The 18,530-nt window shown below is 68.3% G+C and carries 4 protein-coding genes (1 of these 4 running past the window's edge); 1 reads left to right on the forward strand and 3 read right to left on the reverse strand.

Going from position 1 to position 18,530, the window contains the following annotated elements; genetic code table 11:
* On the forward strand, positions 1 to 14,836 hold the 3' portion of the coding sequence (locus F3087_RS08240; protein ID WP_150401892.1) for a non-ribosomal peptide synthase/polyketide synthase. 5,864 nt of this gene lie to the left of the window's left edge; the window shows 14,836 of its 20,700 coding nt (coding positions 5,865–20,700); the start codon falls outside the window, past its left edge; the stop codon is at positions 14,834 to 14,836.
* A 62-nt stretch (positions 14,837 to 14,898) separates the two neighbouring features.
* Here F3087_RS08240 and F3087_RS08245 read toward each other — a convergent pair whose 3' ends face one another.
* From F3087_RS08245 to F3087_RS47090, 3 genes are all read right to left on the reverse strand, one after another.
* The gene (locus F3087_RS08245) at positions 14,899 to 16,932 is read right to left on the reverse strand and encodes a prolyl oligopeptidase family serine peptidase (RefSeq protein ID WP_150401253.1); all 2,034 of its coding nucleotides are present in this window, start codon (positions 16,930 to 16,932) and stop codon (positions 14,899 to 14,901) included.
* Entirely contained in the window at positions 16,929 to 18,194 is a 1,266-nt protein-coding gene (locus F3087_RS08250; RefSeq protein WP_150401254.1) for an MFS transporter, read from the reverse strand. Before F3087_RS08250 ends, F3087_RS08245 begins: the two co-directional genes overlap by 4 nt.
* Positions 18,195 to 18,394: 200 nt before the next feature.
* Positions 18,395 to 18,520, reverse strand: coding sequence for a hypothetical protein (locus tag F3087_RS47090; RefSeq protein WP_256656750.1), 126 nt, complete (start codon positions 18,518 to 18,520; stop codon positions 18,395 to 18,397).
* Positions 18,521 to 18,530: the final 10 nt, after the last annotated feature.

Below are 18,530 nucleotides of genomic sequence, written 5' to 3' on the forward strand. Positions count from 1 at the left end.
CGGCGACGGGTCCACACTCGACGGGGCGGACGTACGCGGGTTCGTGTCCGAACGCCTGCCGGACTTCATGGTCCCGACCGTGGTGATGGTGATCGACTCGCTGCCGTTGACCACCAACGGGAAGCTCGATCACACCGCACTGCCGGAGCCGGAGATCACCTCCTCGGCACGGTACCGCGCGCCCCACACCACCGAAGAACAGATCCTGACCACAGTGTTCGCGGAGTTGCTCGGACGCGAGCTGGTCGGCGTGGACGACAGTTTCTTCGAACTCGGCGGCGACAGCATCCGTTCGATTCAGGTGGTGTCGCGGGCACGCGCGCTGGGCGTCGACATCAGCCCACGGGAGGTGTTCGAGCACAAGACGGCCGCGGCGCTGGCCGCCATTGCCGCCGGGCGGGATACGTCCGCACCAGTTCTGGCGGAGCTGGCCGGCGGCGGGGTGGGCTGGCTGCCATTGCTGCCGGTGGCTCGATTCGTGCGCGAGCTGGGCGCGGGGTTCGACACTTTCACCCAAACACTGGTGCTCGAGCTGCCGGAGGGGATCGATCGAGCGGGCCTGGTGGCGACGTTGGCCGCGGTGATCGATCGGCACGACGTGTTGCGATCGCGGTTGGTCGACGATGAGCGTGGCGCGGGGCTCGAGGTGGCACCGGCGGGTTCGATCGATGTGGACGGCTTGCTGCACCGTGTCGAAATGACTGCCGCCGAGGCACATTCGGCGGAGCGGACCGAGGTGGTTGCCGCCCAGGTGCGCGCGGCAGTGGATCGGCTGGCTCCGGCGGCCGGTGTGCTGCTGCAATTCGTGTGGTTCGACGGCGGACCCGCACGGACGGGTTCGCTCGCGGTCGTCGCCCATCATCTAGTGATGGACGGCGTGTCCTGGCGGATTCTGTTGCCGGACTTGGCGTCTGCCTGGCAGGACGTGTCGGCCGGTCGGTCGCCGGTGCCGGCGGAGACCGGCACCTCGATGCGGCGGTGGGCGCACGGACTCGTCGAGCAAGCGCATACCCCGCGGTGGGCAGAGCAATTGGCGTGGTGGCGTTCGGTTCTCGACGGCCCCGATCCGACCTTGGGTACCCGTCCGTTGGACCCGACGGTCGATGTCATGGCGACCGTGGACCGCGTGCGCGTTCAGCTGCCCGTGGCCGAGACCGACGTGCTGCTGACGACCTTGCCCGCGCTGTTCCACGGCGGGGTCGAGGACGGGCTGCTCGCGGCCTTGGCGGTGGCGGTCATTCGCTGGCGGCACACGCACGGCATGGGCCAGGAATCGGTGTTGATCCGGCTGGAAGGCCATGGGCGGGAGGAGGACACCGTTCCCGGCGCCGACCTGTCCGGCACGGTCGGGTGGTTCACCAGCATGTTCCCGGTGCGCCTGGCGGCGTCTGCGACGGAGTGGGAACAGCTGTGCGCCGGTGGCCCGGCCGCCGGCGCCGTGTTCAAATCGATCAAAGAGCAGTTGCGTTCCGTGCCGGACAAGGGCATGGGATACGGGTTGCTGCGCTACCTGAACCCTGACACCGCTGCTGTGCTGCAACAACATTCGGCCGGGCAGATCGGGTTCAACTACCTCGGCCGGCTCACCTCCGCGGATCTGCTGCCGCAACGAGCGCAGGGCACGGCATGGTCCCCGGCGGAAGACGCCGTCGGTGCCGCCCTCGACCCGGCTATGCCGGCGATGGCGGTGCTGGACGTGAGCGCGATGGTCGCCGATTCCGAAGAAGGCCCGGTATTGCAAGCGGTGTTCGCGACGCCTGCCGGGGTGTTGGCGACGGCTGAGACCGAGGACCTCGCCGACCTGTGGCGCAGGGCGTTGACGGGATTCGTGCGGCACGCCGAGACGTCGGGCGCAGGGGGCCTGACGCCCTCGGACGTGCTGTTCGATGCCGTGGACCAGGGTGCGATCGAGGCACTCGAGACCCGGTATCCGGGCCTGGTGGACGTGTGGCCGCTGACCCCGATGCAGTCGGGGCTGCTGTTCCACCAGGCCCTGGCCGAGCCGGGTTTCGACGCGTATCACATGCAGGTCGTCTTCGGGCTGGCCGGACAGGTGGATCCGGAGCGGATGCGGGCGGCTGGGCAGGGACTGCTGGACCGGTATCCGAATCTGCGGGTGGGCTTTGCCGCTGCCGCGCACGGCAAGTCGGTTCAGGTCGTCGTGGCGAACGTCGAACTGCCCTGGCGGGTAGTCGATTTGCGGCATCTCGACCAGGCGGCGCGCGATGCCGCATCGGCTCGGCTGTTCGTCGAAGATCAGCGCGCGCATTTCGATATGACGGTCCCGCCGCTGCTGCGATTGACGCTGGTGGTGCTCAATGACCGGCAGGCGGAGCTGGTGTTGACCGCCCATCATGTGTTGCTGGATGGCTGGTCGCTGCCGCTGTTGATCCGAGAGCTGTTGCGGCTCTACAGTTCTGCCGAACTGCCACCGGCTCCCGCCTACCGGCGGTTCTTGAAATGGTTGGGGGAGCAGGACGCCGAGGCCGGCGTGCGAGCGTGGCGGCAGGAACTCGACGGCGTGCACGAACCGACCCTGCTCGCGGACAGCGTGCGGGGCGGCGACGGCATCGAGGGCGTCGCACGGGTCGAGGTACCGCTGACCGCCGAGACCGGCGCGGCCTTGGGCAGGCGGGCAGGCGAACTCGGAATCACCGTGAACACGGTCGTGCAGGCCGCGTGGGGGATTCTGCTCGCCGCCATGACCGGGCGGCACGACGTCATCGTCGGTGCCACCGTGTCGGGCCGACCGCCGGCGATCGCCGACGTGGACTCGATGGTGGGCCTGTTCATCAACACCGTGCCCGTCCGGGTGCGGTTCGGTCCGCGGGACTCGCTCGCCGATCTGCTGACCGATTTGCAGGCTCGTCAGTCCGCGCTTCTCGACTATCACCATGTCGGGTTGAGCGACATCCACCAGGCCGTCGGGGTGAATGTCCTCTTCGACACGCTGATCGCGTTCGAGTCCTATCCCGTCGACCGGACCGGCATCGCGGCGGCCACCGACACCAGCGGCATCGCCATCAGCGACCTGCGACCGACCTCGTCGACGCACTACCCGTTGACGGTCATCGCCGGTGCCGCGCCCAGCCTGACGCTGTATTTCGACTATCGCACCGATGAATTCGGCCGGAGCGCCGTCGAGTCGATGGCCGAGCGCCTGGTGCGGATTCTGGGCCAGGTGGTCGCGGACCCGGATGTACCGGTGGCCTCGATCGATATTCTCGGTGCCGAGGAACGCGAGCTCGTGCTGCGCCGGTGGAACGACACCGGCAGCGACATCCCCGACGTCACCGTCGTGGGACTGTTCGAGGCGCAGGTTGCGCAGACGCCGGACGCGGTCGCGCTCACCTTCCCGAACGCCGACGTGTCCTACCGCGAACTCGACAGCCGGGCCGACCGGCTTGCGCGAGTGCTGATTTCGCGCCGGGTAGGGCCGGACAGCATTGTCGCGGTGGCAGTGCCGCGGTCAGCGGACTTGATCGTGGCGTTGCTGGCGGTGTTGAAGGCCGGTGGCGCATATCTGCCGATCGACCCGGCGTATCCGTCGGATCGGTTGGCGTTCATCCTGACCGACGCCGCGCCGGTGGTTGTGGTGACCGACCGCGCGACTGCGGACACGCTGCCCGACACGACAACTCCGCGGGTCTACCTCGACGCGCTCGAGATCTCGGAGGACCAGACAGCGATAGGTCGCTCGCCGAAGCCGCAGAATCTGGCCTATGTGATGTACACGTCCGGCTCGACGGGTACGCCCAAAGGCGTTGGTGTCACGCACCGGAACGTGGTGAATCACGTGTCTCAGGGGTGGCTGCCGGGTTCGGCCGAGCGGGTGCTGGTGCATTCGTCGATGGCGTTCGATGCCTCGACCTACGAGATGTGGGTGGCCTTGTGTGCCGGCGGCGGGCTGGTGCTGGCCGGTGAGTTGCGTTCGGATCCAACGGAAATGCTGGAGCTGGTCGCGAATCATTCGGTCACGCGGCTGTTCGCGACGCCGGCGCTGTTGTCGGTGCTGCTGGATCATGCGGAATCGTTGCCCGGCAATCCGTTCGCGCGGCTGACCGAGGTCATCGCCGGTGGCGCGGAACTCACCTCGACCTTGGTCCGACGGGTGCACCGCATCGCCGAGAGCGTGCAGGTGGTCAATGGTTACGGTCCGACGGAGACCACGGTGTTCGCGACGACCTTCGCTGCCGATCCGGCAGTCGACGGGTCGGTGCCGATCGGTCGGCCGCTGGTCAATATGCGGACCTACGTGCTGGATTCGTGGCTGACACCGGTGCCGGTGGGCGTCGCGGGTGAGTTGTATGTCGCCGGTGCGCAATTGGCGCGGGGATATCAGGGCCGCGCCGGGCTGACGGCGTCGCGCTTCGTGGCCGATCCGTTCGATCCGGCCGGCGGTCGCCTGTACCGCACGGGCGACGTGGTGCGCTGGAACTCGGCGGGAGCCCTGGAGTTCGTCGGTCGCGTCGATGACCAGGTCAAGATCCGTGGCTTCCGGGTCGAACCCGGTGAGGTCGAATCGATGCTGGCACAACATCCGTCGGTCGCCCGAGCCGTGGTGGTCGTGCGCGAAACCGATACCGGCAGTAAGCAGCTGATCGGGTACATAGTGGCCGATCGGACCGGCTCGGTAGACGGCGCGCAGGTGCGTGACTTCGTCGCCGAGCGGCTGCCCGACTTCATGGTGCCGACCGCGGTGCTGGTGATCGACGCGGTGCCGTTGACCGCGAACGGCAAGGTGGACCGCAAAGCCCTGCCCGACCCGGAGCTGACCTCGTCCCGGGCATACCGGGCGCCGGTGTCGACGGAGGAAAGGGTCCTGGTATCGGTATTCGCCGAGGTGCTGGGCCTCGATCGCGTCGGCGTGGACGACAGCTTCTTCGAACTCGGCGGCGACAGCATTCGCTCGATTCAGGTGGTGTCACGAGCGCGCGAGTTGGGCGTGGAGGTCACTCCGCGTGAGGTGTTCGAGCAGCAGACCGCAGGGGCATTGGCGGCGATCGCCGCCGGGCGTGAATTGACCGGACAAGTGCTGGCGGAGTTGCCCACCGGTGCGGTGGGCTGGATGCCGTTGCTGCCGGTCGCCCGGTTTGTGCGGAACCTCGGCGGCGGGTTCGACAGTTTCACCCAGTCGATGGTGCTGGATCTGCCGGTAGGCATCGATCGGGCCGGATTGGTCGCGACATTGTCGGCGGTGATCGATCGCCACGACATGTTGCGCTCACGACTGGTCGATGACGAGCGCGGGGCAGGGCTCGACGTGGCACCGGCGAGTTCGGTGGACGTGGATGGCCTGGTGTCCCGGATATCGGTGGTCGACGTAGCCGACATCTCGGCATTCGTGGTGTCGGAGATGGGAACTGCCGTGGGCCGGTTGGCTCCGTCGGCGGGCGTGATGGTGCAGTTCCTGTGGTTCGACGCGGGTCCGGATCAGGCGGGGTGGTTGTCGATCGTGGCGCATCACCTGGTGGTCGACGGCGTATCGTGGCGAATCCTGTTGCCGGACTTGGCGAACGCCTGGCAGGACGTGTCGACGGGGCTGACGCCGGTGTTGGCCCGCTCGGGAAACTCGATGCGGCGATGGGCCCACGGATTGGTCGAGCAGGCGGCCCGGCCGGAGCGGGTAGCCGAGTTGTCCTGGTGGCGTTCGGTTCTCGACGGACCCGATCCGATGCTCGGCAAGCGGCCGCTGGATCCGGCGATCGACGTGATGGCCGACGCCGGTCATGCACTGGTGCGGATTCCGGTGGCGGCCACCGAGGTTCTGCTGACAACCTTGCCCGCCGCATTCCACGGCGGCGTCGAAGACGGCCTGCTGGCGGCCCTCACGGTTGCCGTGCACCGCTGGCGTGAGCGCCGGGGTGTGCGCGAGGCGTCGGTGTTGATCCGGTTGGAGGGGCACGGTCGCGAGGAAGACGTCGTGCCCGGTGCGGATCTGTCGACCACCGTCGGCTGGTTCACCAGCATGTTCCCGGTGCGGTTGACCGCGCCCACGGCCGCGTGGGACGACCTGTGCGCCGGTGGCCCGGCCGCGGGCGCGCTGGTCAAATCGGTGAAGGAACAGTTGCGCGCGGTGCCGGACAAGGGCATGGGCTACGGGTTGCTGCGATATCTGAATCCCGCGACCGAGGAAGTGCTGGAACAGTATTCGGCCGGGCAGATCGGGTTCAACTACCTCGGCCGCTTCACCTCGACGGACCTCCTGCCGCATCGACTGCGCGGCGCGGGCTGGACGCCGTCGGTCGATGCCGGGCAGCTGATCAGCCCGGTCGATCCGGCGCTGGCGGCGATGCCCGCGATGGCGGTGCTGGACGTCAATACCATCGTGCTCGACACCGACGAGGGGCCGGTGTTGCAGGCAGTGTTCGCCGCGCCCCCGGAAGTGCTGGCCGAGAACGAGATACAAGAGCTGGCCGACCTGTGGCGGGACGCGGTCGCCGGGTTGGCCGGGCACGTGTCGGCCGGCGGGGGTGGCCTGTCTCCCTCTGATGTGCTGTCGAAGGGTATGGCGCAGACCGAGATCGAGGTGCTGGAGGACCGGTATCCGGGGTTGGTGGATGTGTGGCCGCTGACCTCGATGCAGTCGGGACTGTTGTTCCACCAGGTATTGGCCGGGTCCGGTTTCGACGCGTATCACATGCAGATCGTGTTCGGCCTGGATGGCCAGGTCGATGTGGAACGGATGCGGGCCGCCGGTCAGGGAATAGTGGATCGGTATGCCAATTTGCGGGTCGGGTTCGTTTCCGATCGCCGGGGTGACGCGGTTCAGGTCGTGCTGGACCGGGTGGAATTGCCTTGGCGTGTGGTGGATTTGAGCGGACTGGCCGAAAGTGCACGGGATGCGGCTTTGCGGCAACTGCTGGCCGAGGACCGGGATACGCATTTCGATGTGACGGTTCCACCGTTGTTGCGGTTGATGGTGGTGCGACTGACCGCGGACCGGTCCGAGTTGGTTTTGACGGCGCACCACGTGCTGGTCGACGGATGGTCGTTGCCGCTGCTGGTCGTGGATTTGTTCCGGCTGTATGGCGGGTCCGGTGTGCTGCCGCCCGTCGCCGAATACAAAGAGTTCCTGAAGTGGCTGGGGGAGCAGGACGCCGACGCGGGCGTGCAGGCGTGGCGTCGGGAACTCGACGGTGTCCGCGAGCCCACGCTGCTCGCCGACAGCGTGAGCGGCACCACCGACGGGTCCGAGCTGCCGGAAGTGGACCGGATCGAGGTGCCGCTGCCGTCGGCGACGGCACTGGAATTGACCCGGCGGGCCACGGAACTCGGGACGACCCTGAGCACCATGGTGCAAGGCGCGTGGGGAATTCTGCTGGCCACGGCGACCGGCAGCCACGATGTGATCGCGGGTGCCACGGTGTCCGGCCGGCCGCCGGCAATCGCCGGGGTGAATTTCATGGTCGGATTGTTCATCAATACCGTGCCCGTGCGCGTACGGTTCGATCCCCGCAACAGTCTCACCGAACTGCTGACGGATTTGCAGGCGCGGCAGACCGCGTTGCTGGACCATCACCATGTCGGCCTGAGCGACATCCATCAGGCCGTCGGGGTGAATGTTCTCTTCGACACGCTGATCGCGTTCGAGTCCTATCCGGTCGACCACACCGGAATCGGCGAAGCCACCACGACCGGCGGTCTCGCCATCAGCACCGCCCGGCCGAACGCGCCTACGCACTATCCGTTGACTGTAATCGCGAATACCGCGCCGACCCTGACCCTTCAGCTCGAATATCACCCCGCCTCGTTCGATCGGTCCACGGTCGAATCCATGGCCGGTCGGCTGGTCCGGATTCTGCGACAGGTGGTCGCGGATCCGGACGTGCCGGTGCGTTCGATCGATCTGCTCAGCGCCGACGAACGTGAGTTGGTCCTGCATCGGTGGAACGACACCGCCGCTTCGATCGAGCCGGGCCGGTCCCTGGTGGGACTGTTCGAAACTCAGGCCGCCCGGACGCCGGACGCGGTCGCGTTGATCGGCGTCGACATCGAGGTGTCGTATCAGGAACTCGATGCTCGCGCCGAACAGCTTGCGCGGGTGCTGGTTTCGCGTGGTGTGCGGCCGGACAGCATTGTCGCCGTAGCGGTGCCCCGGTCGGTGGAGTTGATCGTGGCTTTGCTGGCGGTGTTGAAGGCAGGCGGTGCGTACCTGCCGATCGATCCGGCCTATCCGTCGGATCGGTTGGCGTTCATCCTGACCGACGCCACGCCGGTAGTCGTGCTGACCGACCGCGCCACCGCGCGCATCCTGCCCGGCACCGCGACGCCGCTGCTCTATCTCGACTCCGTCGACCAGTCCGACGTCGAGGAACAAGCCGGCCGCATCCCGGCGGGACCGCAGAATCTGGCGTATCTGATCTACACCTCGGGCTCCACCGGTGTGCCCAAAGGCGTTGCCATCACCCACCGCAACGTGGCCAACCTGGTCGCGCAGCAGTGGTCGACCGGCCCGAACGAGCGGGTGCTCATGCACACCTCGGTGTCGTTCGATGTCTCGACTTACGAGATCTGGCCGACCCTGTGCGACGGCCACGCCCTCGTGCTGACCGACGCACCGCGTTCGGACCCCGCCGAGATGGCCGAGCTGATCGAGACCCACGCGGTGACCCGGGTGTTCGCCACGCCGGGTCTGCTGCCGGTGCTGCTCGATCGAGTCGAAACCATGCCGGGCAATCCATTCCGGACGGTGACACAGGTCGTCGCAGGTGGGGCAGAGGTGTCCGCGGCGCTCGCGCGCCGGGTGTGGGCAATCGCGCCCGGCATCGAGGTCGTCAATGGCTACGGTCCCACCGAGGAGACGGTGTTCGCCACAGTGTGCGCGGCCGACGCCGCGACCATGCGGACCGGCGCGGTGCCGATCGGGCGGCCGCTGGCCGGTGTGCGGGCGTTCGTCCTGGACGCGTGGCTGACGCCGACGCCGATCGGGACCGCCGGTGAGCTGTACCTCGCCGGATCCCAAACGGCGCGGGGGTATTACGGCCAGCCGGGACTCACGGCGGCCCGCTTCGTCGCCGATCCGTTCGATCCGGCCGGCGGCGGGCGGCTTTACCGCACCGGAGATGTGGTGCGCTGGAATAGCTCCGGGCGGCTGGAGTTCCTGGGCCGGGTCGACGATCAGGTCAAGATCCGTGGTTTCCGGATCGAACCCGGCGAGGTCGAAAGCGTGCTGGCACAGCATCCTTCGGTTGCGCGAGCCCTCGTGGTCGCGCACGACACCGAGGCCGGTGGCAAGCAGCTGGTCGGCTACGTAGTCGCCGATCGCACCGCCTCGACCGCGCTCGACCCGGGACAGGTACGCCGATTCGTGGCCGAGCGGTTGCCCGACTACATGGTGCCGTCGGCGGTGCTGGTGCTCGACTCGGTGCCGTTGACCGTCGCGGGCAAGGTGGATCGGCAGGCGCTGCCGATGCCGGAGTTCGCCTCGTCCGCGGCATATCGCGCGCCGCGCGGCGACGACGAACGGGTGCTGGCCGAATTGTTCGGCGAGGTCCTCGGCCGCGACCGGGTCGGGATCGACGACAACTTCTTCGAGCTGGGCGGTCATTCCCTGTCCGCTACGCGGCTGGCCGGTCGGATCCGGGCGGAGCTCGGGATCGAGGTGCCGATCCGGACGGTCTTCGACGCGCCGACGGTGGCGCAGTTGGTGACCCGGCTCGACGCCGACGTGCGGATGCGGCCCACACTGATGGCCCAGTCGCGCCCGGACGTGGTGCCCGCGTCGTACGCGCAGCGGCGGCTGTGGTTCATCCATCGGCTGGAAGGGCCGTCGGCGACCTACAACATTCCGCTGGCAGTGCGGATGCGCGGCCTGGACGTGCCGGTGCTGGGCGCCGCGATCCGCGACGTGATCGCGAGGCACGAGAGCCTGCGCACGGTCTTCGTCGAGGTCGACGGCACGCCCGCGCAGCAGGTGCTCGACGTGGACTCGATCGAGGTGCCGGTGGTCGTCACCGACGCCGATCCCGCCGAGCTGGATGCCGCGGTGACCGAGGCCGTGCGGTTCGGGTTCGACCTGGCCGGCCAGATCCCGATTCGGGTCACGGTGGTGCGTCCCGGCACCGAGGACTGCGTGGTGGTGCTGGTGATCCACCACATCGCCGGCGACGGCTGGTCGATGGCCCCGCTGCTGCGCGACCTGTCGGTGGCGTACGCGGCCCGCAGCCAGGACCGGGCGCCGGACTGGGAGGCGCTGCCGGTGCAGTACGCGGATTACACGCTGTGGCAGCAGGAACTGCTCGGCGCGGCGGAGGACCCGGACAGCCTGCTGGCCCAGCAGTTCGAATACTGGCGCGGCGAGCTCGACGACCTGCCGGAGCAACTGCGGTTGCCGACCGATCGGCCGCGGCCACGAGTGGCGAGTTATCGCGGCGACATGGTCATGTTCGACATCGATCCCGGGCTGCGGGCCGGTGTGGAGCGGCTGGCGGCGCGCGAGGGCGCGACCGTGTCCATGGTGCTGCAATCGGCGCTGGCCATGCTGTTGTTCAAACTCGGTGCCGGAGAAGACATTCCGCTCGGCTCGCCGATCGCCGGCCGCACCGACGAGGCGCTGGCGGACCTGGTCGGATTCTTCGTCAACACCTGGGTGTTGCGGACGCGGATCTCGCCGTCGGCCTCGTGTGCCGAGGTGCTCGGGCAGGTCAGGACCAAAGCGCTGGCCGCCTACGAGAATCAGGACGCGCCGTTCGAGTTGCTCGTCGAGCTGCTCAACCCGGTCCGCTCGGCGGCCCGGCACGCGCTGTTCCAGGTGACGCTGGCCTTCCAGAACAACAACCTGGCCAGTCTGGAGCTGCCGGGCGTCCGGTTCGAGCCCTACCACGCGTCCATCGGCGCCTCCCGGTTCGACCTGTTCTTCAACATCGGGGACGCGCCCGCGGGCTATCCGTGGAGCGGGCTCATCGAGTACGCGACCGAGCTGTTCGATCGCGGCACGGTCGAGATGCTGGCCGCACGCTTCGTCCGCATGCTGGCGGCGATGGTGGCGGATCCGGGTGCGCCGGTGGGTGCCGTCGACGTACTCGACACGGCTGAGCGCGAATTGGTGTTGCACCGGTGGAACGAGACCGCAGTCGCGATCGAACCGGATGTCACGGTGGTGGGGCTGTTCGAGGCCCAGGTCGCGCGGACGCCGGACGCGGTCGCCGCGATCCACGCGAACACCGAGGTATCGTACCGGGAGCTGGATGCCCGCGCGGATCAGCTTGCGCGGGTGCTGGTTTCGCGTGGTGTGCGGCCGGACAGCCTTGTTGCCGTAGCGGTGCCTCGGTCCGTGGAGTTGATCGTGGCCTTGCTGGCGGTGTTGAAAGCAGGCGGTGGGTACCTGCCGATCGATCCGGCCTATCCGTCGGATCGGTTGGCGTTCATCCTGACCGACGCGGCACCGGTCGTGGTCCTGGTCGATCCGGCCATCGCCGAGGCAGTGCCGGAAACGTCCGCGCCGCGGCTGGCGTTGGACGAGGTCGCCGTCGAGGACACATGCAGTCCGACCCACCGGCTTGCGCCGAGAGCGCAGAATCTGGCGTATGTGATCTACACGTCCGGTTCGACCGGTGTCCCGAAAGGCGTTGGGGTTACGCACCGGAACGTCGTTAATCACGTGTCTCAGGGATGGCTGCCGGGCGCGGACGAGCGGGTGCTGGTGCATTCGTCGATGGCGTTCGACGCTTCGACGTACGAGATGTGGGCGGCGCTGAGTTCTGGCGGTGCGCTGGTGCTGGCGGGTGAGTTGCGTTCGGATCCAACGGAAATGCTGGAGCTGGTCGCGAATCATTCGGTGACCCGGTTGTTCACGACGCCGGCGCTGTTGGCGGTCCTCCTGGATCACGCCGAGACGCTGCCGGGCAATGCTTTCCAGGGGCTGACGCAGGTGATCGCCGGTGGCGCCGAACTGTCCTCGGCGCTGGTGCGCCGGGTACAGACGGTCGCCGCCGATGTTCAGGTGCTCAACGGTTACGGCCCGACAGAGACCACGGTGTTCGCGACTACCTTCGCTGCCGATCCGGCGATCGAGGGGGCGGTGCCGATCGGGCGGCCGCTGGTCAATATGCGCGCCTACGTGCTGGATTCGTGGTTGATGCCGGTGGCGGCCGGGGTCGCCGGTGAGCTGTATGTCGCCGGCGAGCAGTTGGCGCGCGGCTATCAAGGGCGGGCGGGGCTGACTTCCACCCGCTTCGTCGCGGATCCGTTCGATCCCGCCGGTGGTCGTCTGTATCGCACGGGCGATGTGGTGCGCTGGAATTCGGCGGGAGCGCTGGAGTTCGTCGGCCGCGTCGACGATCAGGTCAAGATCCGCGGCTTCCGGGTCGAGCCGGGCGAGGTCGAATCGATTCTGGCGCAACATCCCTCGGTGTCGCGCGCGGTGGTTGTCGTGCGCGACAGCGAAATCGGCGGCAAGCAGCTGGTCGGATACGTGGTCCCCGACAAGTCCGGGCCTGCGGTCGGTGAAGACGAGCTGGTCGGGCAGTGGCGCCGGGTATACGACGACCTGTATTCGGCCGAAGAGGCCGACGGCCCGGCGGACGAAGCCACGGTCGGCAGCGTCGGATTCGGCGCCGACTTCGGCGGCTGGAACAGCAGCTACACCGGGGCGGCGATCCCGCTGGACCAGATGCGGGAATGGCGCTCGGCCACGGTCGAACGGATTCGCGGGCTGGCACCGCGACGGGTGCTGGAGATCGGCGTCGGCTCGGGCCTGCTGCTGTCGCAGCTGGCGCCCGACTGCGACGAGTACTGGGCCACGGACTTCTCCGACGCGACGATCACCACGCTGCGGCAACGGCTCGGCGAGCTGAACGAGGAGTGGGTCGACCGGGTCGCGCTGAGCGTCCGCGGCGCCGACGACATCGCCGGACTGCCGGAAAACTACTTCGACACCGTCGTGCTGAACTCGGTGATCCAGTACTTCCCGAGCGAACAGTATCTGCGGCGAGTCCTCGAACAGGTGCTGACGCTGCTGGCCCCCGGTGGTTCGGTATTCGTCGGCGACATCCGCAATCTGGCCCTGCTGGAGGAGTTCACCACGGCGGTCCAGATCAGCCGCAACGGGGGTGACGATGCCGCGGTCGTCGCCGATCGGGTGCGCCGCGATATCGCGGCCGAACAGGAATTGTTGTTGTCGCCGGAGTATTTCCTGTCGCTGAACCGGATGCTCGGCTTCGGTGCCGTGGATATCGGGCTCAAACGCGGATTCTCGGTGAACGAGTTGACCAGGTACCGATACGACGTGGTCCTGCACACCGCTCCGGTGACCGCCCTCTCCGTGGCCGACGCGGCGAAAGTCGAGTTCCGCGACCATGTTTGGTTGCGTGCGTTGTTGCGCACCCGCCACCCCGGCGGAATTCGGGTCACCGGCATCCCGCACGCCGGGCTGACCGGCCAGATGGAAGCCGCGAACCGGATCCGTTCCGGCGACCCGGTGCCGGTTACCGGCCAAATCGTCCCGCTGGCAGTGGGATTCGAAGGAATCGTGGCCGACAGCACCGCGCGGATCGATATGGGCGTAGTGCCGGAGGATCTGCACCGGCTCGGACAGCAACTCGGCTACGTCACCACGGTCACCTGGTCCGCACAACCCGGGCACATGGACGCGGTCTTCGTCGACACCGCGACGGCGCGGGACCGAGCACTGGCCGACGCGTACCTCGCGCCCGGCCCCGTGTCGGATCCGAGCGTCTACGCCAACCATCCCCACGCCGGCCTGCTCGCCGCCGAGGTCCGGCGCTGGGCGGCCGAACGCCTGCCGGAATTCATGGTGCCCGCGACCGTGCTGGTGATCGACAGCGTTCCGCTGACCCCCAACGGAAAACTCGATCGCACGGCGTTGCCCGACCCGGAAATGTTGTCCGCCAACGACTACCGGGAACCGCGCACCGACCGGGAGCGGACCCTGGCGGAGCTGTTCGCCGAAATCCTCGGGCTCCCACGCGTAGGCATCGATGACGACTTCTTCGAGCTGGGCGGCCATTCCCTGCTGGCCACCCGCCTCACCAGCAGGATCCGGGCGGTGGTCGGCGTCGACGTCCCGGTCCGGCTGATCTTCGATGCCCCGACCGTCGCGCTGCTGGCGCCGCGGCTCGACGAAGGCGCCGCCGGGGGAACGGATTTCGATCCGGTGCTGATCCTGAAGGGCTCGGGCACGCGGCAGCCGCTGTGGTGCCTGCATCCCGGTGGCGGTCTCGGCTGGTTCTACCAGCAGCTCGGCCGGCACCTGCCCGATCGGGCGGTCTACGCCATCCAATCCCGCGGACTGGACGGCGGGCCGACGGCCGGATCCATGGCGGAGATGGTGGCGGACTACATCGACCGCATACAGACCTTGCAGAGCGAAGGTCCTTACCACCTGCTGGGCTGGTCGTACGGCGGTGTCGTCGCGCAGGCGATGGCGGCCGAATTGTCCCGGCGGGGAATGGAAGTGGGTTTTGTCGGCGTGCTGGACAGCCAGCCGCCGCACGGCACCGCTGCGGATTTCGATGTGACCGACGACGAAGCAATGGCCGGTGTGCAGGCCTGGGCGGTCGAGCGATTCGACGGGCAACTCGACGCGCCGGTGATTCAGGAACTGGTGGAGCGGCTGACCACAGTTCTGATCAACAACTGCAAACTGTGGGACGGCTATACCTCGCCGTTCTATGCCGGGGATTTGACCATTTTCGGCGCGACTCTGGACCAAGCGGGGAATCGGACGATCGATGTGAAGAACGAGCTCGAACAGGCCTGGCGCTCGTATATCGGCGGCCGTATCGACGTCATCGAGGTGGACTGCGCGCACGGTGACTTCGATCGCCCCGAAATGATGAGCCTGGTCGGCCGGATGCTGAACGACCTGCTCTGATCCGATCACCGCGGCCGCGGTGATCGGAGCTAATTGCACACCGTAACAGAGCATTTGCCGGATCAGTCGTCGAGCCGCAACCCTGTGTGGTGGGCGACGAAGGCGAGTAAGCAGATGAGCCCGTTGTCGGAGGCCGGACCTCCACCAGCGTGTCCCTTGCCGACGATCACATCCAGCAGCACCGGCCCGCCACCGTCGTGCTGGAGCGCGGCCACCATCTTGCAGGAGTGCACCGCGGGCACCCTGGTATCGCTGTCGCCGGTGGTGAACAGCGCGGGCGGCCAGCGGTGCGACGGCTCGCCGGACCGGGCCGTGACGTTGTAGTACGGCGAATACCGCAGCAGGACAGACAAAGCCGCCGGGTCGTCGACGGATCCGTATTCCTCACGCCACGCGCGGCCGAGCCCCCACCGTTCGTAGCGCACCATGTCCAGCGGGGCGCCCGCACTCACCACCGCGGCATAGTCGCCCGGCCGCTGCACCATCGCGCCGACGGCCATCAGCCCGCCGTTGCTGCCGCCGAGCAGCGCCAGTTCGCCGCGGCGGGTCCAGCCGGTCTCCACCAGCCAGTCGCCCGCGGCGTGCAGGTCGGTGAACGCGTTGGGTTTGTGCACGCCCGCGCCGTCGAGATGCCAGCGGCGTCCGCGTTCGCCGCCGCCGCGCACGCCCGCGATGGCCATGACCCCGCCGGCCAGCACCCAGGTCAGCCCGTCCGGCTGATAACCGGGCCGGAAGGTGATGCCGAAGCCGCCGTAGCAGCTGAGGATGGTCGGCCGGGGCACCTGCGGCCCGGCCGGGGCGAGCACTGTCACCGGCACCTCGGTGTCGTCGCCGGAACGGTAAGTCGTTCTGGTGACGGTGATTCCGGGCAGCAGGCGCGTGGACGGTTCGTCCGAGGTGACCCGGCCCGACCGCAGATCCAGCCGCCACACCCCGAGCGGCCGGATCCAGTCGGTGTAGCTGAGCACCAGCACGCCCGGTTCGTCGGTGGACTTGATCGCGGCGACCGTCCCGGCGCCGGGCAGGTCGGCGTCGAGCAGCCAGGTGCCGTCCTCGGCATCGTGCACCGACAACTCCGCGTAGCCGTCCCGGGTGCGCAGAATCAGCAGCCGATCGTCGCCGTCGGCCGGGGCGAGGGCGAACGCGGCGAGCACCGCGGGCTCGTCGGCTTGTACGAGCACCCGCCATGGACCCCAGCCGCCCGACGGATCCGGTTCGGCGACGAGCAGCTGGCCGAATTCGCAGGTGGCGGTGGAGATAGCCAGAATGCGGCCCGCACTGTCGAGTACGACACCGGCCGAGGAGAGTCCGCCGAGTTCGAGCGGGCGCGGCGGCCCGCCTTCGGTCACATCGGCGATCGATACCCGAGTGGTCCGGCTGGTGCCGGCCCGGCCGGTCAGGATGAGCCAGCGGTCGTGCCAGAAGGTGAGGTGGTAGCGGCCTACCGGATTGTCGTCGCCGACGAGCAGTTCGTCGTCAGCGATCGTGGTGCCGAGGTGATGTCGGTAAACACCGCTGCCGCAACGGTTGTCGTGGCGGCGCACGTAGAAGTAGCCGCTGCCGTCGGCCAGCCACTCCACCGGTGAGTACCGGGTCAATGTGCACGTCTGTACCACTTTTCCGGTCGCGGCATCGATCAGCGAGAGCGGCGTCGAATCCTCAGACCCGCCCACGCTCGCCTGCACGGCCACGAATCGGCCGTCCGGTGACGGCGTCCACCGCCGCAGGATCGCCCCGGCACCGAGGGTCGACGCGTCGAGCAGCGTCCGCCAGTCCGCGGCGGGCGCATCGGCGACCTGCAACTGCCACGGCCCGCCCACGTGCGCGCGGCCGACCCGGAACCGGCGATCGCCCGCGGATTTCACCGGGGAGGCGGTCGGTCCCTGAACGATGATGTCGCGCAGCACTTCTCGCAACCGTTCCTGGCCTGGCAGCGCGGTGAGGTATTCCTCGGTCAACTGCCGCTGGAATGCGACCCAGGCGAGGTTGTCCGGATCGTCCGCGTCCTCGAGCGGCCGGTACGGATCTGGAATCCGGTTGCCGTGCAGGACATCCCACACATCGGACATCGGGGCGTCGGGATATTCGGCAGTCATGGTGCCACCTTCACAATCGATTCGTCGGTGCTGCGGTCGGCCGCCGGGGTGCGCCCGATGATCAGCAGAAAAGCCACGGAGGCAAGCAGATCCGCGGCAACGAACGCCCAGATCCCGGTGCGGGCGCCGCAGCGTTCGCCGAGCACGCCGCCGAGCACCGCACCGAGCAGATTCGCCGCCGTGGTACCGGTGGCCAGCAGCGCGCCGACCCGGGCGAAGTAACCGTCGCCGACCTCGCCCATGACCGTCACCAGCGCGATGTTGAGCACCGCACCGAAGAACATCGGCACGGCCGCGCCGAGGCAGGCGGCGAGCAATACCGCCGCGGTCGGCCCGGTCGCCATCGGCAGCGCGGCGGTGCCGATAGCGCCGCCGAGCACCGTGACCGCCAGAACTCGCCGCGCGGGTATGCCTTTGGCGTGAATGCGCGGGGCCAGCAGCGCTCCCGCGGCGGAGAACAGCGTGGCCACCACGGCCGGAATCCCGTAGACCGCAACGGGTAACGCGACGTCGTCGAGCAAGAACACCGCTCGCAACGCGGCGATACCGCCCGAGGCGGCCCCGCCCGCCAGGAGATACACGGCCAATGCCGCGAGCAACGTGTGCCCGCGCAAAGCCCTTACACCGTCGAGGAATTCGCGGGCGAAGCCGTGCCGCTGCTCGGTCGTCCGCCGGTCGGGCGCGGCGATCCGGGTGAGGCAGTAGGCGCTGAACAAATAGGTGACCGCGTCGCACGCGAACATGACCGCCGCGCCCGCCGAAGCCACCAGCGGACCCGCGACCGACGCCCCGACCGACCGCGAAACCATTGTCGTGGACTGCAATCCCGCCCGTGCCCGACCGAGGTCGGTGACCCCGAGCGTGGTCAGATGGCCGAAGTACAGGCCCTCGATCACCACCCGGGCGACGCCGAGGACGAAGGACAGCGCGGCCAGGCCGGCGATGGTCAGCACACCCGCGCTCGTTCCCGCCGCACAGCCGAGCACCGCCGCCGCGGCGACCAGGTCGGCGGCGAGCAGCAGCCGCCGCGGCTTGCGCACGCGATCCAGTAACACCCCGGCCGCCGGGCCGAGCACCAGCGGCGGGATCATCGCGCTGGTCACGATCAGCGAAACCTCGTGCGGCCCAGCCCCCAATCCGACGACCGCGACCACGGAGACCGCGGTGCCGGTGAGGGTGCTGCCGAACGTCGAGGCCGCCTGCGCGATCCGGTAGGTCCGCAGATCGGCCTCGGGCGAGGCCGCGGTAGCTGCTGTTCTCATCGATTCACCCGAAATACGCGTCGTCGCAGTAGGCGACGCTCAACACGCTGATCGGCGCGTCGTCGAACAGATCGTCGTCGGTGTTCATGGCCGCCAATGTGACCATGTTCTTGATTTCCATGTGCTTTCCTTTGATTAGCTTGGTGTACAAGAGATTTCGCCGGGCGCGGGGGTTGACCCGCGCCCGGCGAATGATCGGACTACAGCACCTCCTCGGAGCCGCCGCCCTGGCCGCCGCCGCAGTGGTGCTCGCTGTAGGAGCTCATCGGCGCGTCGTCGCCGAGCTCCGGATCGGACTGCAGCTGCAGTTTGAGAACCTTCGTCATGTCGTTCACC

This window comes from Nocardia colli (genome assembly GCF_008704205.1).
Classification (GTDB): domain Bacteria; phylum Actinomycetota; class Actinomycetes; order Mycobacteriales; family Mycobacteriaceae; genus Nocardia; species Nocardia colli.

What these genes read in the sequence shown, in the direction of transcription:
- F3087_RS08245 (WP_150401253.1), bottom strand. Translation starts at nt 16,932, where the DNA reads ATGACTGCCGAATATCCCGACGCCCCGATGTCCGATGTGTGGGATGTC.
- F3087_RS08250 (WP_150401254.1), bottom strand. Translation starts at nt 18,194, where the DNA reads ATGAGAACAGCAGCTACCGCGGCCTCGCCCGAGGCCGATCTGCGGACC.
- F3087_RS47090 (WP_256656750.1), bottom strand. Translation starts at nt 18,520, where the DNA reads ATGACGAAGGTTCTCAAACTGCAGCTGCAGTCCGATCCGGAGCTCGGC.